This window comes from Curtobacterium sp. Csp1 (assembly GCF_013347185.1).
The window spans coordinates 4,139,971-4,164,255 of the sequence record NZ_CP054594.1; the positions used below are offsets into that span (position 1 = coordinate 4,139,971).

18 protein-coding genes and 3 pseudogenes are annotated in these 24,285 nt (G+C 70.4%); 10 read left to right on the plus strand and 11 right to left on the minus strand.

Translation table 11 applies throughout. The features are described 5' to 3' along the window. Positions 1–22 precede the first annotated feature (22 nt). Together HUN58_RS19960 and dnaK are read right to left on the minus strand one after the other, a co-directional pair. Positions 23–670 (minus strand): nucleotide exchange factor GrpE, encoded by a 648-nt coding sequence (locus tag HUN58_RS19960; protein ID WP_114850302.1) that lies wholly within the window; start codon positions 668–670, stop codon positions 23–25. Between the two features lie 2 nt (positions 671–672). Next, the gene (gene dnaK / locus HUN58_RS19965; RefSeq protein ID WP_114850303.1) at positions 673–2,541 is read right to left on the minus strand and encodes a molecular chaperone DnaK; all 1,869 of its coding nucleotides are present in this window, start codon (positions 2,539–2,541) and stop codon (positions 673–675) included. 351 nt (positions 2,542–2,892) lie between these two features. On the opposite strand from dnaK, the gene HUN58_RS19970 reads away from it, so the two are divergent. From HUN58_RS19970 to HUN58_RS20010, 9 genes are all read left to right on the plus strand, one after another. Then, on the plus strand, positions 2,893–5,712 hold the full coding sequence (locus HUN58_RS19970) for a hypothetical protein (protein WP_180225735.1): 2,820 nt from the start codon (positions 2,893–2,895) through the stop codon (positions 5,710–5,712). Positions 5,713–5,819: 107 nt separating this feature from the next. Continuing rightward, the gene (locus HUN58_RS19975; RefSeq protein ID WP_114850305.1) at positions 5,820–6,266 is read left to right on the plus strand and encodes a hypothetical protein; all 447 of its coding nucleotides are present in this window, start codon (positions 5,820–5,822) and stop codon (positions 6,264–6,266) included. 53 nt (positions 6,267–6,319) lie between these two features. After that, positions 6,320–7,768, plus strand: coding sequence for a polysaccharide biosynthesis tyrosine autokinase (locus HUN58_RS19980; protein ID WP_180225736.1), 1,449 nt, complete (start codon positions 6,320–6,322; stop codon positions 7,766–7,768). Then, positions 7,765–8,844, plus strand: a complete 1,080-nt coding sequence (locus tag HUN58_RS19985) for a glycosyltransferase (protein WP_180225737.1) — start codon at positions 7,765–7,767, stop codon at positions 8,842–8,844. Before HUN58_RS19980 ends, HUN58_RS19985 begins: the two co-directional genes overlap by 4 nt. Before the next feature lie 733 nt (positions 8,845–9,577). Further along, positions 9,578–10,045: a hypothetical protein gene (locus tag HUN58_RS19990; RefSeq protein WP_208745704.1), complete on the plus strand. Its 468-nt coding sequence runs from the start codon at positions 9,578–9,580 to the stop codon at positions 10,043–10,045. Continuing rightward, positions 10,042–11,103, plus strand: a complete 1,062-nt coding sequence (locus HUN58_RS19995; RefSeq protein ID WP_208745705.1) for a hypothetical protein — start codon at positions 10,042–10,044, stop codon at positions 11,101–11,103. Before HUN58_RS19990 ends, HUN58_RS19995 begins: the two co-directional genes overlap by 4 nt. After that, on the plus strand, positions 11,028–11,300 hold the full coding sequence (locus tag HUN58_RS20000) for a hypothetical protein (RefSeq protein ID WP_208745706.1): 273 nt from the start codon (positions 11,028–11,030) through the stop codon (positions 11,298–11,300). The genes HUN58_RS19995 and HUN58_RS20000 overlap by 76 nt, the downstream gene beginning before the upstream one ends. Beyond that, the gene (locus HUN58_RS20005; RefSeq protein ID WP_208745707.1) at positions 11,290–13,197 is read left to right on the plus strand and encodes a glycosyltransferase; all 1,908 of its coding nucleotides are present in this window, start codon (positions 11,290–11,292) and stop codon (positions 13,195–13,197) included. Before HUN58_RS20000 ends, HUN58_RS20005 begins: the two co-directional genes overlap by 11 nt. Next, entirely contained in the window at positions 13,194–13,922 is a 729-nt protein-coding gene (locus HUN58_RS20010; protein ID WP_208745296.1) for an ankyrin repeat domain-containing protein, read from the plus strand. The genes HUN58_RS20005 and HUN58_RS20010 overlap by 4 nt, the downstream gene beginning before the upstream one ends. Before the next feature lie 140 nt (positions 13,923–14,062). On the opposite strand, the pseudogene HUN58_RS20845 reads toward HUN58_RS20010, so the two are convergent. The 8 genes and pseudogenes from HUN58_RS20845 to HUN58_RS20045 form a co-directional block, all read right to left on the minus strand. Continuing rightward, positions 14,063–14,374 (minus strand): annotated as a pseudogene (locus HUN58_RS20845) (family 1 glycosylhydrolase); the annotation flags it as partial. Between the two features lie 262 nt (positions 14,375–14,636). Beyond that, positions 14,637–15,089 (minus strand): annotated as a pseudogene (locus HUN58_RS20850) (family 1 glycosylhydrolase); the annotation flags it as partial. Positions 15,090–15,099: 10 nt separating this feature from the next. Continuing rightward, positions 15,100–15,972: an alpha/beta fold hydrolase gene (locus HUN58_RS20020; protein WP_180225740.1), complete on the minus strand. Its 873-nt coding sequence runs from the start codon at positions 15,970–15,972 to the stop codon at positions 15,100–15,102. After that, the gene (locus tag HUN58_RS20025; protein ID WP_208745708.1) at positions 15,969–17,708 is read right to left on the minus strand and encodes an ABC transporter ATP-binding protein; all 1,740 of its coding nucleotides are present in this window, start codon (positions 17,706–17,708) and stop codon (positions 15,969–15,971) included. Before HUN58_RS20025 ends, HUN58_RS20020 begins: the two co-directional genes overlap by 4 nt. Further along, the gene (locus tag HUN58_RS20030; RefSeq protein WP_114850315.1) at positions 17,705–18,661 is read right to left on the minus strand and encodes an ABC transporter permease; all 957 of its coding nucleotides are present in this window, start codon (positions 18,659–18,661) and stop codon (positions 17,705–17,707) included. The genes HUN58_RS20025 and HUN58_RS20030 overlap by 4 nt, the downstream gene beginning before the upstream one ends. A 58-nt stretch (positions 18,662–18,719) precedes the next feature. Then, entirely contained in the window at positions 18,720–19,700 is a 981-nt protein-coding gene (locus HUN58_RS20035) for an ABC transporter permease (protein WP_114850316.1), read from the minus strand. Beyond that, positions 19,697–21,378, minus strand: a pseudogene (locus HUN58_RS20040) (ABC transporter substrate-binding protein). The gene HUN58_RS20035 and the pseudogene HUN58_RS20040 overlap by 4 nt, the downstream one beginning before the upstream one ends. A gap of 538 nt (positions 21,379–21,916) precedes the next feature. Further along, complete coding sequence (locus HUN58_RS20045; RefSeq protein WP_254631576.1) at positions 21,917–23,020, minus strand: LacI family DNA-binding transcriptional regulator; 1,104 nt, start codon at positions 23,018–23,020, stop codon at positions 21,917–21,919. Between the two features lie 185 nt (positions 23,021–23,205). On the opposite strand from HUN58_RS20045, the gene HUN58_RS20050 reads away from it, so the two are divergent. After that, positions 23,206–23,358: a hypothetical protein gene (locus tag HUN58_RS20050; RefSeq protein ID WP_167509982.1), complete on the plus strand. Its 153-nt coding sequence runs from the start codon at positions 23,206–23,208 to the stop codon at positions 23,356–23,358. A 156-nt stretch (positions 23,359–23,514) separates the two neighbouring features. On the opposite strand, the gene HUN58_RS20055 is transcribed toward HUN58_RS20050, so the two are convergent. Then, entirely contained in the window at positions 23,515–24,282 is a 768-nt protein-coding gene (locus HUN58_RS20055) for a GntR family transcriptional regulator (RefSeq protein ID WP_141860138.1), read from the minus strand. Between the last annotated feature and the right edge of the window lie 3 nt (positions 24,283–24,285).

The following is a 24,285-nucleotide window of genomic DNA, read 5'->3' on the forward strand; positions in this document are numbered from 1 at the left end:
TTCCTGGTCGTGACGAGCCTGCTCAGGCCGGGACCGCGACGGCGACCTTGGCCGCACGCAGGACGCGGTCGCCGAGCTTGTAGCCCGGCTCCACGACGTCCGCGACGGTCTGGTCGGTCGCACCCGGCGTGGGCAGCTGCACGATCGCCTCGTGCACCTTCGGGTCGAAGGTCTCGCCCTTCTCGCCGATCTGCACGAGCCCGAACTTGTCGAAACCGCCGCGGATCTTCTGCCCGATGACCTGCATCGGACCGTCCGCGAGGTCCCCGTGCGCCTCGGCACGGGTCAGGTCGTCCAGGGCCGGGAGCAGGGCGCGGACGACCTCGGCGATGACGGCGTCGCGGTTCGCCTCGCGGTCGCGCTCGACGCGCTTCCGGAAGTTCACCAGCTCGGCCTGTGCGCGGAGCATGTCGGCACGCATGTCGGCGACGAGGTCGCGGTCCGCCTGGGAGAGCTTGTCCTCTTCGATGCCGCGCGCGGCGTCGTCCAGGAGCGCCTGGTCCTCCGGGGAGAGGTCCGACTGGGGGCCGCCAGCGGCGGGGCCGTCGGTGGGCACTTCCACGTCCGGCCCCTCCGCCTCGATGAGGTCCTCGGGCTCCTGCGCGTTGGTGGCGTCGCCCTCGACCTGGGGCTCGGCGTCCTCGGGCACGTTGTCCTTGGGATCCGTCATCGTTACTTCTTGTCCTTGTCGTCCTCGTCGTCCACGACCTCGGCGTCGACGATGTCCTCGTCGTCCTGCTGCGCCTGGCCGTCGGCGGTCGGCTGCTCGCCACCGGCCGCGGCACCCGCGTCCTGCTGGCTGTAGATGGCCTGGCCGAGCTTGCCCTGCGACTCGTTGAGCTTGTCGTAGGCGGTCTTGACCGCGTCGTCGTCCTCACCCGCGAGGGCGGACTTCAGCGCGTCGACGTCGGCCTGCACCTCGGACTTGACGTCCGCGGGGAGCTTCTCGTCGTTCTCCTTGATGAGCTTCTCGATCGAGTAGACGAGCTGCTCCGCCTGGTTGCGACGCTCGTTGGCCTCACGGCGGGCCTTGTCCTCGGCCGCGTGCTCCTCGGCCTCGCGGACCATGCGCTCGATGTCCTCCTTCGGCAGCGACGAGCCGCCGGAGATGACCATCGACTGCTCCTTGCCGGTGCCCTTGTCCTTCGCGGACACGTGCACGATGCCGTTGGCGTCGATGTCGAACGTGACCTCGACCTGCGGGACGCCACGGGGAGCCGGCGCGATGCCGGTCAGTTCGAACGTGCCGAGCGGCTTGTTGTCCCGGGTGAACTCGCGCTCGCCCTGGAAGACCTGGATCGCGACGGAGGGCTGGTTGTCGTCAGCGGTCGTGAAGGTCTCGCTGCGCTTGGTCGGGATCGCGGTGTTGCGGTCGATGAGCTTCGTCATCAGGCCGCCCTTGGTCTCGATGCCGAGCGACAGCGGCGTGACGTCGATGAGCAGGACGTCCTTGCGCTCACCCTTCAGCACACCGGCCTGCAGTGCGGCGCCGACGGCGACCACCTCGTCCGGGTTGACGCCCTGGTTCGGCTGCTTGCCACCGGTCAGCGACTTGACGACCTCGGCCACGGCGGGCATGCGGGTCGAGCCGCCGACCAGCACCACGTGCGCGATGTCGTTGACCGACACGCCCGCTTCCTTGATGACGTCGTTGAAGGGCTTCTTCGTGCGGTCGAGCAGGTCGGAGGTCATCTGCTCGAACTGGGCGCGCGAGATGGTCTCGTCGAGGTTGAGCGGGCCGTCGGCCGTCAGCGTCAGGTACGGGAGCTGGATGTTCGCCGACATCTGCGACGACAGTTCCTTCTTCGCCTGCTCGGCGGCTTCCTTCAGACGCTGCTTGGCGATCTTGTCCGTGGACAGGTCGACGCCGTGCTCGTCCTTGAACTTCTTGACCAGGTGGTCGACGATGCGCTGGTCCCAGTCGTCACCGCCCAGGCGGTTGTCGCCCGAGGTCGCGCGGACCTGGATCGTGGAGAAGTCGTCGTCCTTGCCCACCTCGAGCAGGGAGACGTCGAACGTGCCGCCACCGAGGTCGAAGACCAGGATGAGCTCGTCTTCCTTGCCCTTGTCGAGGCCGTAGGCCAGCGCGGCCGCGGTCGGCTCGTTGATGATGCGCAGGACGTTGAGCCCGGCGATCTCACCGGCGTCCTTCGTGGCCTGACGCTCGGCGTCGTTGAAGTACGCCGGGACGGTGATCACCGCGTCCGTGACGTCTTCACCGAGGTACTGCTCGGCGTCGCGCTTAAGCTTGCCGAGCGTGCGGGCCGAGATCTCCTGCGGCGTGTAGCTCTTGCCGTCGATGTCGACCTTCCAGTCGGTACCGATGTGGCGCTTGACGCTCGCGATGGTGCGGTCGACGTTCGTGACGGCCTGACGCTTGGCGGTCTCGCCGACCAGCACCTCGCCGTCCTTGGTGAAGGCGACGATCGACGGCGTGGTGCGGAGCCCCTCGGCGTTCGCGATGACCGTGGGCTCACCGCCCTCGAGCACGCTGACGACCGAGTTGGTGGTTCCGAGGTCGATGCCTACTGCACGTCCCATGGTGTGGTGCTCCTTCTGTCGGGTGCGTGGTTGCGGAAGTCTGCGGACTTGCGTCCGATGGACTCAACTCTACACCTGAGTCCTGTGGACGCAAGGCCGAGCAGCGACACTTCCGTCGAGCCCGTCCCCCTCGCAGTCATGGCGATGTCCCGAGCAGGAGGGAGCACCGGGGACGCACATCACGAAGGCCGCGACGGGACCGCGAGCAGGGCAACCCCGGACGCTCGACGAGGGCGACGGGGCACGCGAGCGCCGCCGACTTCGCCACCATCACTGTACATTTGATATGTTTATATCTCTCCGTCCCGTGCTGGTGCCATGCACGGGACCACTACCGAAAGGGCATGACGCATGACCAGCAAGAAGTCACGGGTCGGGCGGGCGGTCAGCGCCTCGGCGCTCGCCATCGCGACGCTCGCCTCCGGACTCTCGTTCGGGGCCGCTTCCGCTTCGGCCACCACGGCCCCCCAGACGGGAGCCACGTTCCAGCTCATCCACAAGATGAGCGCGAGCCAGTGGGTGGCCGTCAAGCAGAACGGGCAGTACGGGTCGTTCTCGTCCGAAGCGGCCGCCAAGTCCGGCGCAGGGACGTGGACGGCGTACAAGTACGCCAGCGGGACGTTCGCCATTCGCGGTGCCGGGAACACCTGCCTGCTGGCCAACAACCTCGCCCCGACCCCGTCGCTCTACAGCAGCCAGGGTGACAGCTGCCTCGATTCCCCGTCAGGCGTCTTCGCCTGGACCTTCAAGGACAACAACTTCTACAGCCCGAAGTTCAACAAGTACATGTCCTGGGACCGCGAGGACCAGGGCCATCGCACGCAGTTCTGGCTCCGGGACACGAGCGCCTACCGCTTCGACACCATGCCGATCGATCCGGCGTCGCCGGTTCCCCCTGCGGCGAACGGCGGCATCCAAGCCGATTCCTCCCCCACGACGTCGCTCGTGCGCAACCAGCCGACACCGGTGCCGTTCGCGGTCCGGTCCGTTGCCTGGTACAACACAGCCAACCTCAACATCCGACTGACCGCCCCGGCAGGGGCGAGGTTCGACGCGAATCAGACGGTTCCCGGTCAGTACCATCGCAGCGGCAGCACCACGTGGCTGGACTCAGTCGGCTTGACGTTGTCCGACGTGACCGTGTCGACCGATGGCAAGACGTTGACGGGCACGTTCAAGAACGTGCCCGACTTCGCGCAGTTCGACGGCTACGGGATGCGATGGCTGCCGAAGGTGATCGCATCGAACGACACCCTCGCCGGCGAAGGCTCGATGGGGTACAAGATCACCGGCAGCACCGCTGCTGGCACCGTGTCGGTCGACAGCACGAGCCCGACGACCGTTCCCGGTCTCGCCGGTGGCGGCGTCGTGAGCGATGTGTCCAGCGGCGTCCGACTCGAGCGAGGCACTGCGACCGACGTCCCGTTCGCAGTGAAGTCCACCAACCAGTACAGCGCAGCCAAGTTCGAGGTGACCCTGGCGGCTCCCAGCCACAGCACCTTCGCGGCGGACCAGACGGTTGCCGGCCAGTTCCACTACGTCGATGAGGACTGGCAGGGCGCGTCGAGCCTGAACCTGACCGATGTCAGCGTGTCATCGGATGGGAAGAGCCTGACGGGAACCTTCGACAGCGCGAACTCCAGCGGGTTCGGTCAGAACGCCGGCATGGGTCTCCGCTGGATCGCGAAGGTGATCGCTGACAGCGATGCGGCTGCAGGCAACGGCTCCATGAACTACTCCATCAACGGCTCCACGAGCCTCGGGCCGGTGTCGCTGAACTCGTTCACCGCGACCACGATCGAGGCGCCGGCCGTCACGACTCCGACGGCGACCGTGACGTTCGACCAGGACGTGACGAAGAAGGCCACCGTCTCGGGCACCGGGGCGAAGGGTGCCGTGATCACGATCAAGAACGGCACCGACCCCATCGCCAGCGCGACGGTCGGCGATGACGGCACCTGGTCCACCCAGATCGACCCGATCGGACCTGGCTCCCACGAGCTGACGATCGAGCAGACCGGCATCGAGGGCACCCAGACCACGAGCGCGACGGCCGACTTCGGTGCCGCCGTCACCGCCAACGCCCCCACCGCCACCGTCGACTCCACCCTCGCGACGGTCACCGGCCGCGGCGAGCCCGGCGCGACGATCACCCTGCGGGACGACACCGGCACGACCCACACGACCACCACCGATGCAGACGGCAACTGGAGCATCCAGGGCAACTTCCGCCCCGACACCAACCGGGTCACGGTCACCGCGCAGTCGAAGGGTGCCCTGGAGACCACCGTCGCAGCTGAGCTCGACATCAATGTCAGCAACCGGCCCCTCGTGATCACCAGCCCCACCCAGGACGACGCGAAGGCCGACCGGATCACCGCAGGAAAGGTCACCTTCACCGGCACCGCGACGCCGTTCTCCACCGTCCAGCTGCGCACCTGGCCCGAGATCGGCCGCATCCTGTTCACCACCTACGCTGACGAGAACGGCAACTGGTCCGCCACCGGCGAGCTCGCCTCGAGCTACTACGAACTCGCCGGCAAGGAGACCGCGATCGGCGGCTACGTCGACGACATCCGCATGTTCGCCTTCTCGACCGTCGCGTTCCAGGACACCGTCATCACCAGCCCCACCGCCCAGGACGTGATCCTCGGCGGCACGGACCCCGGCGTGGTCTTCGCCGGGACCGCCACCCCCGGCGCGACCGTCGAGATCTGGACCTGGATCAACCCCCGAGGTCGCCTGGTCGCCACGGCCAAGGCCGACGGCTTCGGCAACTGGAAGACCAAGCCCGGCTCCCTCGCCGCCGACACGACCTACAAGCTCAAGGCCGAACAGATCGCCCTGAACGGCAAGACCACCGTCACCGAACTCGGCGACCTGCAGACCGAGAGCTTCCACGCCGTCGACCAGATCGAACGCGACCAGAACGGCTCCGTCACGGACTGGACCCTCCGTGCGACCCCCGGCGCGACCGTCGAGATCTGGACCGGCCCGAAGACCGCCACCTGGGCTCGCAAGATCGGCTCCGGCACCGCTGACGACCTCGGCAAGGTCGCGATCGACGGTACCTACCTTGCGCCCGGCAACGCCTACATGACCAAGATCTACCAGACGACCCCCACCAAGGAAGAGGTCACCGACTACAACTTCACGACCGACCCCGCCTGACGCTCGTCCCACCCCACCCGGAGGGCCCTCGCTCCCAGCGAGGGCCCTCCGGCATTTCGACTCGCAACTGCGATGAAATACTGATATCCTGTGTATAGGAGGAAACCATGATCCGTACTCGTTCCATCATCACCACCATCGCTGCAATCGCCCTGCTCGGTACCCTCACCGGGTGTTCCGGCGCCGATCACACCGACGGCTCCAGCCCGACGCCCACGAAGTCCGAAGCGCCCGCGGCGCTCTCCGAGGGATCGGCTCCCCCGAAGACCGGCGTCTGCGACAACGGGCAGCTGACCGTGATCGCCGAGGACCTCACGGACAACGCCCTGACACTCGACGATCCGTGCGACACCGTCGCCCTGCTGACCAACGGCGCTCAGGTCACGATCGACTTCGACGTCGACATGCTGATCATCGAGGGCGCTGACAACACCATCCGGGCGAAGACCGTCGGCAAGAGCCTCGCCACCAACAGCGGCAACACCGTCGAGTTCCGCGGCTCAGCGCCGGAGAAGGTCAACGGATCCGACACGACCACGTACACCGCGCGCTGACCCGCACCGCGACCCGACCGCGCTCGCTCCACCGACCGACAGGACCGATCACCATGCAGTTCCCCGAACTCCTCCGCCTCGTTCGCCGGGGTTGGGTCACGCTCCTCGCGACGACCCTCGTCGGCGTCGCAGTCGGGGCAGTCGCCTTCCTCACCACCACCCCGGTGTACGAGGCGAAGGCGCAGTTGTTCGTCGCCGTGAAGTCCGTCGACGAGGGCAGCGCGGTCGAGGTCGTGCAGGGCAGCAGCGCCGCGCAACTCAAGGTCAAGTCCTACGTCGGGGTCATCACGAGTTCGCGTGTCCTCACGCCCGTGATCGACGACCTCGACCTGAAGACCTCGCCCGCGGCCCTGGCAGGTCACGTCAAGGCATCCACACCGACGAACACCGTCCTGATCGACCTCGTGGTCGCCGACACCGATCCGAGCCGTGCCGCGCAGATCGCGAACTCCATCTCGAAGAACTTCGCCTCGGTGATCTCGAACGGCATCGAGGCCCCGACCACGGGGGGCTCGAGCCCCGTGTCGATCGACGTCCTCGAGCCGGCCACCGTCCCCACCGCCCCGTCGGACCCGAAGCTCGCGGTCACCCTCGGGCTCTCGGTCGTGCTCGGCTCCGCGGCGGGGCTCGGCCTGCTGCTCGCTCGACGCGCGCTCGACACGCGGATCCACTCGAAGGCCGACCTCGAGGCGATCACCGACGTGCCGGTCATCGGCACGATCGGTCTCGCACCGGACATCGACCGGCACCCGCTCGTCGTGCACAGCAAGCCGAAGGGCCCGATCGCCGAGTCCTTCCGGACGCTCCGCACGAACCTGCAGTTCGTCGACATCGGCGCGAGCGAGCGGAGCTTCGTCATCACGAGCGCCGTCCCCAGCGAGGGCAAGTCCACGACGGCGGCCAACCTCGCCGTCGCGATCGCCGAGACCGGCGCGTCCGTCGTGCTCGTGGACGGCGATCTGCGGCGACCGCGGGGCGCGGAACTCATGGGGATCGAGGGAGCAGCGGGGCTGACCGACGTCCTCATCGGTGCCGCAGAACTCGACGACCTGCTCCAGCCGTGGGGGAACAACGGACTCCAGGTACTGCCCGCCGGCGCCATCCCGCCCAACCCGAGCGAGCTCCTCGGCTCCGTCGGCATGCAGGCGCTCCTCGCCGAGCTCACCGGGCGCTTCGACGTCGTCCTCGTGGATGCACCGCCGCTGCTCCCGGTGACCGACGCCGCCGTGATCAGTCGCTCGACCCGAGGCGTCATCGTCGTCAGTGGATCGAAGCGGGCCACGCGCGCTCAGTTCGCCGAGGCGATCGAGCTCCTCGAGACGATCGGGAGCCGTGTCCTCGGGCTCGTGGCGACCCTCGTGCCGTCACAAGAAGTGCAGGGCTACGGCAGCTACGGCGCCTACGCCGCGTACTACGGGACCACCGCGAGCGCCGCGCCGCTCCCGAACCGCCCGACCGCTCGCCGGTCGCGGTCGGAGACATCGGGACCGTCGCCCGCATGACCCGTCGCCGAGACGCGGCCCACGGCCCGAGGAGCATCCGGCCGCGCATCGTCGTGCACCGAGCGGTCGACCCGCAGTACCCCCGTTCGCAGCGGATCATCGCGGACCTCCGTCGGCGCGGAGCAGACGTCGAGGTGGTCCCGCCGTCGACGACTGGTGGCGTCCTGCGACAGGCGCTCGTCGACGCCGTCCGCCTCGTGCGGGCAACGCGTCGTGGGGACGTCCTGCTGCTCGCCGAGATGCAGCTCAAGTTCACGCCGGTGACCGCAGCCGTCGCTCGGATCCGCGGGGCCCGGCTCGTGGTGGACGGCTTCATCGGTCTGCACGAGACCCACGTCGAGGACTGGCAGGTCACGGCCCCCGGGTCGCCGCGCGCGCTGCGGTACCGACTGCAGGACGCCTTCGCCCGTCGGGTCGCCGACGTCTACCTCGTCGACACCGACGTCCGAGCCACGGCGGTCCGCCGCACAGCACCCCGGACGACCGTCGCGACCCTGCCGGTCGGCGCACCGCGCTGGGCTGCGCACACGCCACCGCGGACCGCCGCCGAGCCGTTGCGGGTCCTGTACTACGGCAACTACATCCCGTTGCACGGAGTCCCGGTCATCGTCCGCGCCCTGGGGCGGGCCGTGTCGCGGCGCGACGTCGTCGCCACCTTCGTCGGCGCCGGTGCCGCCCGTCCGGCGACGGAGCGGGCGGTCGTCGACGTTGGTCTGCAGGACCGCGTGCGCTTCGTCGACCCGGTGTCGACCGACCTCCTCGCGACCGAGATCGCGCGGCACGACGTCGTCCTCGGTGTCTTCGGCACGTCGTCGAAGGCCGCTTCCGTGATCCCGAACAAGGTGTGGCAGGGTCTCGCATCCGGTCGCGTCGTGATCACCCGCCGATCGACGGCACTCGCGGAGATCCGCGACATCGTCGGTGCCCGCCTCGTCGAGGTCCCCGCTGGCGACCCGGTACGACTGGCCGAGGCCATCGAAACGGTCCACCCGACGCCGGACGAGGTCCCCGTGGACGACCGCCTCGAGGCGTACGTCGAGCGGCGCTTCGACGAGTTCTGGGCCAGATTGACCTAATAGTATTTCACATGCTAGGTTTTGGTCGTGCCTTCGAACGCTGCTCTCCGTGAGATCTCGCGCTCTGCGAGCTTCGTCCTCGTGCCGGTCGTGTCCGCGGTCTCCCCGCTCGTGGCGCTCCCCGCGATCGCGGACCAGTACGGTGCCGCGGGGTGGAGTGACGTCGCGATCGGCCTGGCAGCCGGCGGGACCGGTGCCGTCTTCGCAGAGCTCGGCTGGGGCGTCATCGGTCCGCAACGCGTCGCGGGCGATCCCGCTGGTCGTCGCACGCTGTACAGCCGGTCGCTGGCGTCTCGCCTGGTGGCCGTGGCCGTGATCGCCCCGCTCGCGGCCCTCGCGGCCGCGGTGCTCGCGCAGACTGCGCCCGTCGCGGCGTCACTGTGCGCGGTGGCACTCGTGCTCGCGACCCTCACGCCGAGCTGGTACCTCGTCGGCGTGAACCGACCGGAGCTGATCCTGTTGGTCGACAGCCTCCCCCGCGCCGTCTGCGTGCTCGGCGGCGCACTGCTCGTCGCCGGTGGTGGACCGCTCGAGGCCTACGGCTGTGGCCTGTTCATCGCGGCGGTGACCACGGTCGTCCTCGCCGGCACCGTTCCGGGGCTCCCCCACTGGCCGAGCGGTGCCGACTTCCGCGCATCCCTGCGAGTCGTCCTCGACCAGCGCGTCCTGGTGGCCGGTCGCGCCGTCACCGTGTGCAGTCCCGGTCTACGCCGCGGTCGACCGCCCCCTGCGCATGGGGCTGGGGGTCGCGACCGCGGTGCCGACGCGGCTGCAGAGTTGGGTGGGTGCTGCGCTGGAGTCGCAGCGGTCTGCTCGTCTCCGTTCCGCGCTCCTGGTCAACGTCACGCTCGGGGTGGCCAGTGCCGCCGCCGTGCTCGTCGCCATGCCGGTGGCGGTGCCGGTGCTCTTCAGCGGGGAAGTCATCGCCGACAGCGCGGTCGTCGGGTGGGCGGCAGCGCTGGCGCTGCTCGTCTGCTGCAACCGGGGCGGGGGGCTGACGCTCGTCGCACTGGGAGAGGCCAGCTGGATCGCGATCGCCGCCGTGGTCGCGGCCGCGGTCGCCCTACCGAGCATCGCGTTCCTGACACCGTCCTCCGGGGCCGTCGGCACCATGGCGGCCCTGGTGGTGGCCGAAGCGGCGGCGGGCGGCGTGCAGTTCGCCCGCTGCGCACGCCGCTGGCCGCGTGGAGGAACCCGATGACCATCGCCCTCGCAGCCTTCGCCGCAGCGGTCGCCGCCGTGTTCATCCGGCAGTTGTGCCCGCCGCAGGTCGTGCGCGGGTTCCTGATCAGTGCTGCGATCGGGCTCGTCCTCGCCGCCGGCGGGTTCGGCATCCCGGTCGAGATCACCGGTCCGGTGATCGCAGCTGCGGTCGTCCTCTCGACGGCGGCCGCACTCGTCCCCGGGTCGTTCCGAGCCTCTGTCCCGACGAGCTTGACGATCGGTCTGTGGGTCGCCCACGTGACGATCACCCTGGCGCTCGTCTTCCTGGGCGGACTCCGCCCGAGCGCCGCTGTCGAGATCCCGCAGTTCGCCGGCGTCGCCCTGAGCACCGTGCTCGCGGCCGCTCGCTGCACGCCACGCGACGTCCGGTTCGTCCGGCGTGCAGTGGTGTGGTTCGCGGTGATCGAGTCGGTCCTCGCGCTCTTCTTCGTGTTCGTGCTCGGAAGACCTGGCGTCTGGGAGTACGGCGCCGAGACGCCGTCCCCGAACTTCCTGCTCGGGGGCGAGTTCCTGCGCGCCGCCGGCTCGGTGGTGCACCCGCTCCTGCTCGGACTCCTCATCGCGTTCGGCGCCGTCCTCGTGCTGATGGACGAGCGGCTCTCGGGTTGGACGAAGGCCCTCGTCCTGGCGCTCCTGCTCCTCACCCTGGTCGTCACCGGTTCGCGGAGCGTGGTCCTCGCGCTCAGCGCCGCGGTGGTGTGGCTCACGATGACGGCCCAGCGCAGCCGCACCGAACGGGTGCTCCTGCTCGCCGTGGTCGCCGCGGTGGTGGCCGCGGTCGGCAGCGATGACATCGCCCAGGCCGTCGCCGTCCTGCTGGACTCGGGTTCCTACACGAACCGCGCGGAGTCGATCGACTCCGCGCCGGCACTCCTCGGCCGCCCGGTCGTCCAGTCACTGTTCGGTTCGGGGTACGGCTCCGAGCTCGCACTCCGTGAGCTGCGCTCGCCACACAGGGTGTGCTCGGGCTCGTCGCCCTCGTCGCACTCCTGGCGACCTGGTTCCGGAACGGCGACCGGACCGTCCGCGCGCTGAGCGTCATCGTCGTCGTCGTCTTCTGCTCGTTCGACGCGTTCCGCGCCACGGTGCCGCTCGTCCTGATGCTCTCCCTGCTGACCCCCGGGGCACCGACGACCACGGCTCCCACCGCGCCGGACGCCACCGCGCCGGCCGCCCTCGCCGACGACCGCCCCGTCCGCCACCGATCCAGGAGGACCGTCCGTGCACGCTGACCTCTCCCACGACACCCGCCGTGTGGTGTGCGTCCTCGCGACCCGCGACGGTGGTGATCTCCTGCGCCGTCAGCTCGAGTCGATGGCGGAACAGACCGTGTCGCTGGACGAGCTGGTCGTCCTCGACGACGGTTCCTCGGCCGCCACGCGGCAGGTCATCGCGGCCGCCGCGGACCGTCTCCCCGTCCGGGTCGTCGCCGCGAGCACCCCCGGCGTCCCGGGAGACGCCCTGCTCGCCCGGATCGGACAGAACTTCGCCGCAGCCCTTCGGCACGCACGGATCGGCGCGTCCGACGTCGTGCTCTTCGCGGACCAGGACGACGTGTGGCTCCCTGACCGCATCGAGCGACAGGTTGCGCAGGTCGTCCGCAACGATGCCCTGGCAGTGGCCTCGGACGCGCGACTCATCGATGGTTCCGGCGACCCGCTGCCCGGATTGCTCAGCGACCTCTACCCGCGGCCGGACCGCTTCGCGGACCGCACCCGTGACGCGCAGCTGCACGCCGTGATCCGGACACCGGTCGCGACCGGCGCGGCGATGGCGGTCAGCGGAGCGCTGGTCCGGACGGCACCGTCCGTCCCGACCGGGTGGTTGCACGACCGCTGGTACTCGCTGTGTGCCGCGGCGGCGGGTGCGCTGGTGCTCGACGACGGCCCCGTGATCGAGTACCGGCTGCACGTCGACCAGGCCGTCGGCGCCACCCGCTGGTCGTCGCATCGCGGACCTGCATCGGCTGCGGGCGATCGCCCCACTCGACGTGTCGCGAGCGTTGACCTACCGGAGGCTGTTCGCCGCCGTCGCAGCACCGGCCAAGTGGGGCGCCCGGTGACCGCCGTGCAGCGCGCCGGGATCCTGGTCACCGTCGCGACCTTCCGGCGGCCGGACGGTCTCGTCGCACTCCTCCGGTCGCTCGAGCGGATGGTGGACGCTCCGCCGTTCGACGTGCTCGTCGTGGACAACGACCCGCGGCACAGTGCCACACCTGCGGTCGACGGTGTCCGCGGCGAGCTGGGCTTCCCGGTGCGGCTCGTCGCGGAACCCGCGCCGGGCATCGCCGCCGCGCGCAACGCTGCGCTCCGCGCCGCCGACACGTACCGCTGGGTCTGCTTCGTCGACGACGACGAGGAAGTCGATCCGGGCTGGTTGCTGCGGTTGACGGACGTGCGGCGGCGCTCCGACGCCGACGGTGTGACCGGACCCGTCGAGTTCTCGTTCGCGGTGGACCCGCCACGGTGGGCGCTCCTCGGCAACTTCTTCATCCGTCCGGACTTCGCCGACGGCGCTCCGTGCCCGACTGCGGCGACGAACAACCTGCTGCTGTCCGTCGACGCGTTGCGTGCTCGCGACCTCCGGTTCGACCTCCGCCTGGGGACGACCGGCGGGTCGGACATCATGCTGACCCGGCAGCTCACCAGCAGGGGCGGACGGATCGTCTGGTGCGAGGGTGCCGTCGTCCACGAGGGATCCTCCGGCGGGCCGTCCGCAGCGGCAACACCGAAGCCCTCGTGGCACTCCCCCGGCGCGCTTCGCGGTCCTGCTCGGCGGTCTCGCGCGCATCGTCGTCGGCTCCGGCCGGCTGGTCACTGCGCCGCTGGTCAACCGCCAGCAGCGCGGTGCCGCGGCGCTGCGCACCCTGCTCCGCGGGATCGGGGTCGTGGCAGCGTGGTCGGGCCGGCCGGTCCGCGAGTACGCACGCCCGGTGCCGCAGGAACACCGGTAACGTCGAGACCGTGCGATGGAGTCGAGTGGGCTGGCCCGGGGTCGGGTACGTGTCCCTCGAAGACGTCGAGGGCTACGCCGAACACCTCGCGCGCCTGGTCACCGATGCCCCGCCGTCCGTCGCCGCACTCGCCTCGGTCTCCTGGAACGAGTCCAGGATCGCCGAATGGCAGGTGACCGAGACACCGGGCGGCGACACCGCGGGCATCGACGAGGCCCCCACGAGCTCCGTGCGCGCGGCCGTCGTGGTCCGGACCGACGAGGTCCTCGACACCCCGGACGGCCTGTGGCGCCGGTGGAACCACGCCCGCGTGACGCTCGAGTTCCACCGTGCGGTCCTCGAGCCGGCGGACACGACAGCGCTGGCGGTCCTCGCGGGGGACGTGCAGGTGTCCCGAGGCGAGATCGCGCACGTGGACGCCGACGTGTGGGAGCTCCGGCTGTTGCTCTCCCCCACCGGCGAGCTCGCGGTGCACTTCCGCGACGTGGTGATCGAGGTCCGGCCGGTCGCGGAGTTCGAGTGGGCCGCCCTCGAGGAGCGTCCGGTCCACGGCTGGCACGGCCCGGTGCCGGACGGCTGGCTCGAGTGGGCCGCCCCCGCGGTGCGGGCTGCGGGCCACGGAGACGTCGGCGGGCTGTCACTCGAACTCGACGGCTTCGGGGCGGACCCGGCCGACATCGACGAGGTCGACACCCGATGGGGCTTCGCCCCGCTGCACGCCGCGGCCTGGTTCGACCGTCGCGGCACGACGGAGGCGCTCCTCGAGCGCGGTGCGGACGTCACGCTGCCGGATGCAGCGGGCCGGACCGCCCTGGACATCGCGCGCGAGCGCGGCTCGCGCAAGGCCGAGGAGGCGCTGCTCGCCTGGTTCGACCGGCCCGCTCCGGACGCGACCACCTGATGAGCTGGAGGCGCGGTGCCAGCTGGCACCGCGCCTCCAGTCCGTCGTGGGGTCGCGTCAGCGACGCGTCTCGAGCGCGTTCGCCTGCTCCGCGCGAACGTCTCCCGGTCCCACGCCACGAGCCCGAAGGTCGGCCGGTAGCCGGAGGCCCACTCGTAGTTGTCGAGCAGGGACCAGTGCTGGTAGCCGAGCACCTGGATGCCGTCCTCGATGCAGCGGTGGATGCCCTCGAGGGCGCCCTGCGTGTAGGCGACCCGGCGGGAGTCGTCGGCCGTGGCGATCCCGTTCTCGGTGATCATCAGCGGGACGTGACCGGAAAGCTCCCACGCGCTGCGGAGTCCGTCGGCCGAGGCCTCGGGGTAGAACTCCCACCCGGTCAGGGTCGTCTCGACGTCGTCCGCGACCGGCACCGGGCCCGAGGCACCGATGAAGGTGCGGGTGTAGGCCTGCACACCGAGGAAGTCGTCGCCGGCGGCCTGCTCGAGCGTTCGCGCGGAACGCCTGCGTGGCGATGGTCCAGCCGGACTGGATGCCGGGGACCTGCGACAGGACCTCGCGGGAGCGCCGGTGCGACGCGAGCAGCTGGTCCGCCACGTGCAGGTCGGGGTTCGGCAGGCCGTACGCGACGAGGTTCGCGGCGTCCTCGCCGCCGGCGAGCATCGCGGCGATGTTCGGCTCGTTGATCGTGCAGACGAAGCGGACCCCGTCCTGCACGACGGGCAGCGCGGCCTCGGTGTAGCGGGCGAACAGGTCCGCGGCGTCGTCGGCGCGCCAGAAGCCGTCGCGCTCGAACCAGCGCGGCACGGTGAAGTGCATGAGGGTGACGATCGGTTCGATGCCGGCGTCGTGGCAGGCCTCGACCATCCGGCGGTAGTGGTCGACCTCGGCGCGGGAGACGAACCCGCGCTCGGGCTCGATGCGCGCCCACTCGATGCTGAACCGGTAGGAGTTCAGGCCGAGGTCGGCGGCGATGCGGATGTCCTCGCGGTAGCGGTGGTAGCTGTCCGCGGCGTCGCCGGAGGGCTCGACGATGGTGGTGTCCGGTTCGTGCTCGTGCACCCACCAGTTCGAGTTCACGTTGTTGCCCTCGATCTGGTGGGCGGCGGTGGCGGCACCCCAGAGGAAGCCGTCGGGGAACTGCAGCGTGGTGATGATGGGTCCTTTCAGTGCGCCGGCGTCAGTGCGCCGACAGGAAGTCGTCGAACAGCGCGATGGTCGCGCCGGGGTTCTCGACGTGGGGGCCGTGGTAGCTCGTGGGGACGACCTCGTACCGGGCGCCGGTGTCCTCCGCCATCTGCCGCTGCCACGGGATCGGCCAGGCACCGTCCCACTCGCCGTGCGCCACGAGGACCGGCAGCCCGGTCGCGCGGAGCTCGGCGGAGGAGTCGGTGTGGTCCTCGAGGATGTGCCCGCCGGCGACGACGCTCAGGGGGCTCGTCGCGTCGAAGCGGTCGCGGACCATCCGGGCGTCGTCGGGGAGCTCGTCGTCCGGACGCCCGGCCCACAGCGGGTTCGTCGAGTCGAACAGCTGACGGAGGTTCCCGCCGGTGTCGTGCAGGATCGTCAGCTCGGCGACCTTGCGGTAGGGCCAGCCGTACGGCCCGGAGCAGAACTGCACGACGCTCCGGAACGACTGCGGGGACGCGATGGCCGCGGCGCGTGCGATCACACCCCCGAGCGAGTGGCCGATCAGGTGCACGGGGGCGCCGTCGTCGAGCAGGGCGGCGACCCGGACGACGTCGGCCGCTTCTTCCTCGAGCGAGTAGTCCGACGGGCTCGTCGGCGCCGCGGAGTCGGCCTGGCCGCGGCGGCTGATCGCGACCGCGGTCCAGCCGGCCTCGCGCAGGAGCGGCATGAAGGTGCGCCAGTCCTCCTTCGAGCCGGTGTACCCGGGGACGACGAGCACGACGCCCTTCGACGGCCCGTCCGGGACCACGCGGTAGGCGGTGAGCCGCCCGACGGGCAGGTCGATGCCGACGGTGTCGACTCCCTCGGGGGTGGGCAGGTGGCCGAACGGCGCGACGACGGGGAACTCGTGGAGGGTGCTCATGCGAGCAGTGTCCGCCGCGGGTTCGGCACCGCGTCCAGCAGCGCGACCGTGTAGTCGTCCTGCGGGTGCTGCAGCACCTCGGCCGTGCGACCCAGCTCCACCACGGCGCCGTCGTGCAGCACCATGATGTCGTCGGTGATGAGTCGGGCGCTCAGCAGGTCGTGCGTGATGTAGAGGAGTGAGACGCCCCACTGCTCGCGCAGGTCCTCGAGCAGCGCGAGCACGCCCGCGCGCAGCGTCACGTCGAGCATCGAGACGGGCTCGTCGGCGATGATCACCTGCGGGTCGCTCGCGAGCGCCCGAGCGATCACCACGCGCTGCCGCTGCCCGCCGGAGAGCTGGTGCGGGAGCTTCTGCGCGAACTGCTCGACGGGCGTCAGGCCCACGGTCTCGAGGATCTCGAGCATCCGGCGACGGGCATCGCGGCCGCGGAGTCTCGTGTAGTTCGCGATGGGGTCCTGGAACACCATCTGCACCTCGGAGCGCAGGTCCTTCAGGCCCCTCCTGCCCAGACGAGCCACGTCCGTGTCGCCGAAGCGCACCGTGCCGCTCGTCGGCTGCTCGACACCGGTGAGCATCTTCGCGATCGTCGACTTGCCCGAGCCGGACTGGCCGACGAGGGCGAGCGACTGCCCGGGCTCGAGCGTGAACGACACGTCGCGGACGGCCTGCACGGGCTGTTCGCCGCGGCGGGGCGCCGGGTACGTCTTCACGAGGTGGTCGACGACGATCGGGTTGCGGGCGGCGCTGCGTTCGCGGGACCCGACGGTGCTGAACGACGAGGTCGTCTGTCGTCGCGTCGCCCCCTCGGACGAACGGAGCGACCGGTCGGGGAAGCCGGGCAGCGAGACCACCGCGGCGCGCGGGTCCGCGTAGTGCGACAGCAGCATCTTCGTGTAGTCGTCCTGCGGGTCGCGGAGGACCCCGAGCGAGCGACCGTCCTCGACGATCCGCCCCTCGTGCATGACGAGCACGCGCTCGGTCGCCTCGAGCACGATGCCGAGGTCGTGGCTGATCAGGATCGCCGTGAAGCCCTCGGAGCGCTGCAGCTCGATGATCGTGTCCATCACGGCGTGCTGCACGAGCACGTCGAGGGCCGTCGTCGGCTCGTCGAACACCATGAGCTGCGGCTCGAGCGACAGCGCGAGGGCGATCGAGACGCGCTGGCGCATGCCGCCGGAGAGCTCCCCGGGGTACCGCGCGAGCATCGTCTCGGGCAGCTTCACCTTGCTGACGAGCTCCCGCATCCGCGCGTCCCAGCGCTCGCGCGGCACGTGGCCGTGGGCCTTGAACACGTCGACGAAGTGGTTGCGGACGGTCCGCACCGGGTTGAGCGCGTTCATGCCGGACTGCAGCACCATCGCGAATCCGCCCTGCCGCTGCTGGCGCAGCGCCTCGTCGTCGAGGTCGCGGATGTCGCTCCCGGCGAAGACGATGCTGCCGCCGTTGGTCCGCGCCGGCGGCTTCTGCAGCCGGGTGAGCGCGTAGCCGAGGGTCGACTTGCCCGAGCCGGACTCGCCGACCAGGCCGACGAACTCGCCCTTGCGCAGGCTGAACGACACGTGGTCGACGGCCTGGACGGCCGTCTGGCCGGCCGACTCGTAGACGACCGACAGGTCGCGGACGTCGAGCAGGACGTCCTGCGTCGCGTGCGTGGCGTCGGACGGGAGGCGCGTGGCGGCGCCGCCACGGGCCTCCAGGCCGTCGCTGGTCACGTCGGGTGTCTGGCCGCTCATGCTGCTGCCTCCTTCTTGCGGCGCGCGCCCTCGCGCAGCCGCGGGTTGGACACGGCGTCGACGCCGAAGTTGATGAGGGTGAGGCTCATCGCCAGGAGGGCGATGCAGAGACCGGGGGCGAACAGCAGGATCCACTGGCCGGTGAGCAGCGCGTTCGAGTTCTGCGCCCAGTAGAGGATCGTGCCCCAGCTGACGATCGACGAGTCGCCGAGCCCCAGGAACTCCAGGCCCGCCTCGGCGAGGATCGCGCTCGTCGCCGCACCGAAGAAGCTGCCGACGATCAGGGACGTCATGTTCGGCAGGATCTCGCGGAACACGATGCGGGTCGCACCGTCACCGGAGAACTGCGCCGCCGTGACGAAGTCGCGGCTCCGGAGGGACTGCGTCTGGGAGCGGAGCACGCGCGCGCCCCAGGCCCAACCGGTCACGACGATCACGGCGATGATGACCGCGATGCCGCCGTTCTGCAGGTAGGCCGCGATGACGATCATGAGCGGCAGACCCGGGATGACGAGGAACAGGTTGACGATGAACCCGATGACCTCGGCGACCCAGCCGCGGATGTAGCCCCAGCTCAGACCGATCGCGACGGCGACGAGCGTGGACAGGAAGCCCGCGACCGCGCCGACGAGCACGGAGACCCGGGCGCCGTAGATCAGTTGGGAGAGGACGTCCTCGCCGGCGGCGGTCGTGCCCATCCAGTGCGCCCAGGTGGCGTCGGCGTTCCGCGCGAAGCCGTTCTGGCTGGCGCCGTACGGGGCGAGGAGCGGGGCGGCGATCGCCACGAGGACGAAGAAGGCGAGGATGCAGATGCCGACGCGGGCCTTGGTGTTGCTCCAGACGACGCCGAACTGTCGTCCTGCTGACCGGAGCTTGGAGGGGGCCTGCTGGTCGTGCTGCGTGTCTTGCGTTCGTACTGCGACGGTTGCGTCGGGTGCCTTGATGTTCGTCATCGGCGCGTCCTCGGGTGGTGGTTGTGGGCAGAGCACGCCGCCCATCGCGAGTTGGTCGTCATCGGCGCGTCCTCGGGTCCAGGACGCCGTAGAGGACGTCCACGATGAAATTGGCGATGAGCACCGACACGGTGATCATCAGGAAGAGGGCCTGCATGAGCGGGTAGTCCTGCCCGATCACGGCGTTGAACAGCAGGTAGCCGATGCCCGGGTAGCCGAACACCTGCTCGACCAGGACCGAGCCGCCGACGACACCGCCGAGGGCCAGGCCGAAGCCGGTCAGGTTCGGCAGGATCGCGTTGCGTGCGGCGTACCGGACGGCGACCGTGCGGCCGCGGAGGCCGTTCGCCTCGGCGAAGGTGACGTAGTCGTCGCCGAGGGTGTTGATCATGGCGTTCCGCATGCCGATGATCCAGCCGCCCAGACTCGTCACGAGGATCGTTACCGCCGGCAGGATCGCGTGCAGGAGCACGTCGCCGACGTACTCGCCGTTCCAGCCGGGGACGCTCGTCGCCGAGGACGCCCCGGTGGTCGGGAACCAGTGCAGGACGTAGCCGAGGAAGAACAGCAGCAGGAGCGCCGTCCAGAAGTACGGGAACGTCGACATGAAGCTGCCGGACAGGGTCGGGAGCGAGTCGAGCCAGGTGCCGCGCTTCCACGCCGCCGCGACGCCGATGAGCGTGCCGATCACGAACGCGAGGACCGTGACCGTGCCGACGAGCACGAGCGTGTAGGGCAAGGCCCGGCCGACCAGGTCACCGACGGGCTGCGGGTAGAACGTGTAGCTCGTGCCGAAGTCGAGGGTGACGACCTGGTGCAGGTAGCTGACGTACTGGTCCCACAGGTTGCCGGAGGGGACGCCGAGCTGCGCCTCGATGGCCTTCTTGGTCGCGTCCGTGACGGGGCCGTTCTGGCTGAGCTTCGCCAGCGCCGCGTCGGACGGGCTGCCGGGCATGAGGCGCGGGAGCACGAAGTTCAGCGTGACCGCGGCCCAGAGGGTGAGGACGAAGAGGACGAGTTTCTGCAGGATGTACTTCACTTGGCCTGCTCCTCCATGATCTTCCGGCCCGCTTCACTGTCTCTGAGTCGCAGCTTCGTGAAGATGAGCAGCGGTGCCGAGTCGTAGTTCTGCGGTGCCATGTACGGGTCCTCCGCGCTCGGCCAGCCGACGAACTTGCCGGTGTTGAACAGGCCCCAGAGCCCGCCGTAGTACATGCCGATCACGGGCAGGTCGTCGTACACGATCCCCTGCAGCTGGTTCAGGATCCGCTGCTGCTCGGCCTTGTCGGTCGTCGCCTTGTACGCGTCGAGGAGCTGCTGCGTGTCGGCGTTCCGGTACCGCTCGAAGTTGTTCACGGTCGACTTGCCGACCGGCTGGTAGAAGTCGCTCGACAGCAGCGAGTTGTAGGCCTGGAAGACGTCGCCGTTCCCCATGCCGCCCATCGCCATGTCGAACTGGCCGTTGTTGATGTTCTGCTGGTACCCCGCGGGCTGCGGCGCCTGGATGTCGACCTTGATGCCGATCTTCCCGAGGTCGCGCTGGACCTGCTGCGCGGCGCGGAGCCAGTCCGAGTAGCCGTTCGCGGTCATGAGCCTGATCTCGAGCTGCTTGCCGTCCTTGACGAGCTTGCCGCCCTGCTGGGTGTACCCGGACTTGGCGAACTCAGCGAGGGCCCGGTCGGTGTCCTGCGTGATCATGCCCTTGTCGGGGATCGACGGGTCGAGGTACTGCTCCTGGTTCGGCAGGATCAGGCCGGTCTGTCCCGCGGCGCTGAGGTTGCCCTCGGACGCGGTCTCGGCGATGTCGTCGCGGTTCAGCGCGTACGAGATGCCCTTGCGGACATTGACGTCGCTGTACGGCGCCTTCGTGAGGTTCGGGATGAGGCCGATCACACCGCCGGCCGGGAACCACCACTTGTTGTCGGGGGACGCCGCACCCCAGGTGCCCTCGACGTCGGAGATGAACGAGTACGCCCAGTCGTAGCCGCGCGTGACGGTGTCGAGCTGCGTGTTCGTCGCCGGCAGGATCAGGTGCTTGATGGCGATCTTGTCCGCCTGCCAGTACCGCGGGTTCTTGTCCATCGAGTACTGCTGGTCGGAGTAGTTGCCGAGCACGAACGGGCCGGTGCCGACGGGGTCCGGGTCACGCCAGGTGGTGGGGTCCTTGATCTTGCCGTAGTGGTGCTCGGGGAGGATGTACGTCGCACCGATGATGTTGAGGCTCGGCACGTCGTCGCTCTTCAGGTGGAAGACGACGTGGGGAACTTCTGGAGCAGGTCGAACGTGAAGACGACGTCCTCCGCACTGAACTGCCTGCCGTCGGACCACTCGACGCCCTTCCGGATCGTCATGTCGATGGTCTTCGCGTCCGGCTGGCTCCACGAGCTCGCCAGCCACGGGGTGCCCTTGCCGTCGAGGGGGTTGATCTCGATGAGGGGCTCGTACATCCACTTGCTCGCGGTGCGGGCGTTCGAGATGTACGGGTTGAAGTTGCGGTCGAACAGCGGGTTGCCGCGGTCCGCGTTGATGAGCATCGTGTCCTTGCCGATGCTCGGGTCCGGCTGGGAGCGGACCTGGATGCTGCAGCCGGTGGCGGCGAGGGCCACGACGGCGATGCCGGCGAGCGCGGCGGCAAGGCGGCCGCGGCGCCGCGACCGCTCGGGGGCGCGGGTGCGCGGCGCGGCGCGCTCCGGCGTGCGCTGTGGGGGAAGCGTCATTGCTCGGTCGACCTCCGTGTCGAGTGGGTACCCGGACAATGTATGCGCTTACATCACGGGATGCAACCGGCCGTGTTGTTTCCCGGGGTGGGACGCCGTTCGAACGCGGGGCCTCGAGCGTGCACGACGTGCCGCTCGAGTGCGCGGCGAATGGCGCCGAGTGTGCACGACGTGCCGCTCGCGTGCGCGGCGGGTGCACAGATCGTCGGCGGAGAGGGTCGAGCGCGCCGGATGTGGCGCGCTCGTCACACCACCCGACTCATCGATCGTCGGCCGCCGAGTGTGCACGACGTGCCGCTCGCGTTCGCGGCGCGGGTACAGATCGTCGGCGGCGAGGGTCGAGCGCGCCGGATGTGGCGCGCTCATCTCCCGACACGCGCATCAACACCCCGCCGAGGTGCCACGACTCGCCGCGTGCTGCTCGTCGGGGTGCCACTCGATGCCGCCCGGAGCATCGAGAGTCCAGGATCTCGGCACCTCGAGGGCCGGGGCTGGTCGCGGCGGAGAGGAGGGGGCGGGTGCCCGGGGCACTCCGCCGCTACAGCGCGGGCGGGCAGCTCTCGCGCAGCAGCACCTCGACCGGCAGGCGCAACGCCCGCGGCGGCCCCTCCCGCCGCTCGAGCCGGTCGACGATCGCCCGGACCGCGGCACGCCCGAGCTCCCCCATCGGCTGGTGCACGGTCGTCAACCGCGGGCTCGAGAACCGTCCGGCGTCGATGCCGTCGAACCCCGTCACCACCAGGTCGTCCGGCACCCGGAGCCCGCGGGCCCCCGCCGCGTCGAGCACCCCGAGCGCGGACTGGTCGTTCGAGCAGACGATCGCCCGCGGCACCTCGGCACCGTCGAGCAGCCCCGCCGCGAGCTCCCGCGCTCGGGCCCGGCCGAAGTCACCGTGCACGACCCGCACGGACCGGGCCGGCACGTCGTGGTCGTCGAGCGCCTGCCGGAACCCCGCCGAGCGCTCCATGTCGTCCGGGGAGTCGATCGGCCCGGCCAGGTACACGAGCGACCGGATCCCGAGCCGGCCGATCACGTGCGACGCGAGGGTCCGCATCCCCGCCGCGTTGTCCACGCTCACCGAGTCGAACCCGTGCGACCGCCGGTCGTCCGCGAGCACCACCACCGGGACACGGCGGGCGACGTGCTCGAGCAGGTCGTCCGGCACGGTCTGGGCGAGGACCGCGAGCCCGTCGACCCGGCCGGCGACGTCGTTGACGAGCACGTCCCGGGAGGACCCCCGCCCCGCCGCCACCATGAGCGCCAGGCTGCGCTGCCACGCCTCGGTCTCGGCGCCGCGCAGGACCTCGTCGAAGTACAGGTTCGACGAGAACGGCTGTGTCACGTGCCGTCGGTCGTCGACCACCCGGACGCCGCCGTCGGTGACGAGGTCGGGACGCTCGTCCGGTACGACGTCGAACCCGGGCAGCAGGAGCCCGACCACGCCGGTCCGGCGTCCTGCCAGTGCGCGCGCGGTGCCCGAGGGCACGTAGCCGAGGCTCCGGATCGCCGCCTGCACCCTGTGGCGGGTTCCCTCGCGGACCGCGTCGGGCGTGCGGAGCACGCGCGAGACCGTCGCGATGGAGACGCCGGCCTCGGACGCGACGTCGTAGACCGTGGGGGGTGCGGTGCGCTGCGGACCCACGCCGTGCCTCCCGTCCGGTGTCCGTGTCAGTGCCGCGCTCGGCGCGGCCGGACCATCCTAGGCACGGCGCACGACGCGACTTCTCCACAGGTTGCCGGAATCGCTTGCGCTCCGCGGACAGGCGGCGGCACACTGATCCGACCTCAGTACCACCACCCGATGCCCACGCACACAGGAGGAACGCCATGTCACAGTCGACCCGGTCCGGCAGCAAGCACGCCATCCGACTCACCACCGACGAGGCCGAGGTGCGCGACGCGCTGCTCGACCGCACCGAGCACGGCGCCTCATCGGTCACCGATCCGCTCGAGGGGTCGGAGGACGCAGCGCGTCCCTGACGCGGGCCCCGGCAGGCTCGGGCCAGCGACTCGAGACGTTCGCCGCGGCGACGCCCGGACAGGAGGCACGATGCGGGTCGTCCGCGGCCGTCACCTCCACCGGGTGGACACGTCGGGCAGGTCTGCCGTGGGGTCACGTCGGGCTGGCGCGTGAGGTCAGCTCGCGTCGGCCTGGACGTCAGCGTGCTGGTACTCGGTCTCGTCGAGGACGGCCGCCGAGCCGACGATCGTCACGCCCGCACCGCGGAGCCGACGACGCTCCTGCGCGATCCAGCTGAGCAGCCGGTCGTTCGTCCCCGCGACGTGCGCGGCGAGCAGGTCAGCTGCTCGGTCGGCGTCGCCGTCGCGGACCGCGTCGAGGATGGCACTGTGCTCGGCCCACGCGGCGTCGCGCGCCTCGGCGGTGCGCACCTCGATCCAGCGCGTGCGCTCGAGCCGGGTGAGGGCGTCGGCCACGGTGTCGGTGATGAACCGGTTGCCGCCGAGCGCGGCGAGGTCGAGGTGGAAGGTCGATCCCATCCGGATGCCGGCTTCGCGGTCGGGAGCGCCCCGGAGGTCGTCCAGGTGCGCCCGGACCTCGTCGAGCTGTTCGACGGAGGCCCGGCCGACGGCGAGCCGAGCAGCAGCGGGCTCGAGGACCCCGCGCAGTTCGGCGAGCGACGCGATCTCGTCGAGGTCGATGGGCGTGACCGTCCACGAGCGCCCCTCGTGCAGGATGAGGCCCTCGCGCTCGAGGCGGGACAGCGCCGCGCGCACGGGCGTCCGCGAGGCGTGGAAGCGACTCTCGAGTCCGCGCTCCGAGATGCGCTCGCCCGGCGCGATGTCGAGGGTCAGGATCGCCTCGCGCAGGTTGTCGTAGAGCTGGCTCGTCTGCGACACCGGGGCGGCGTCGGTCGTCGCGTCGTCGGTCGTCGTTCCGGTCACGGC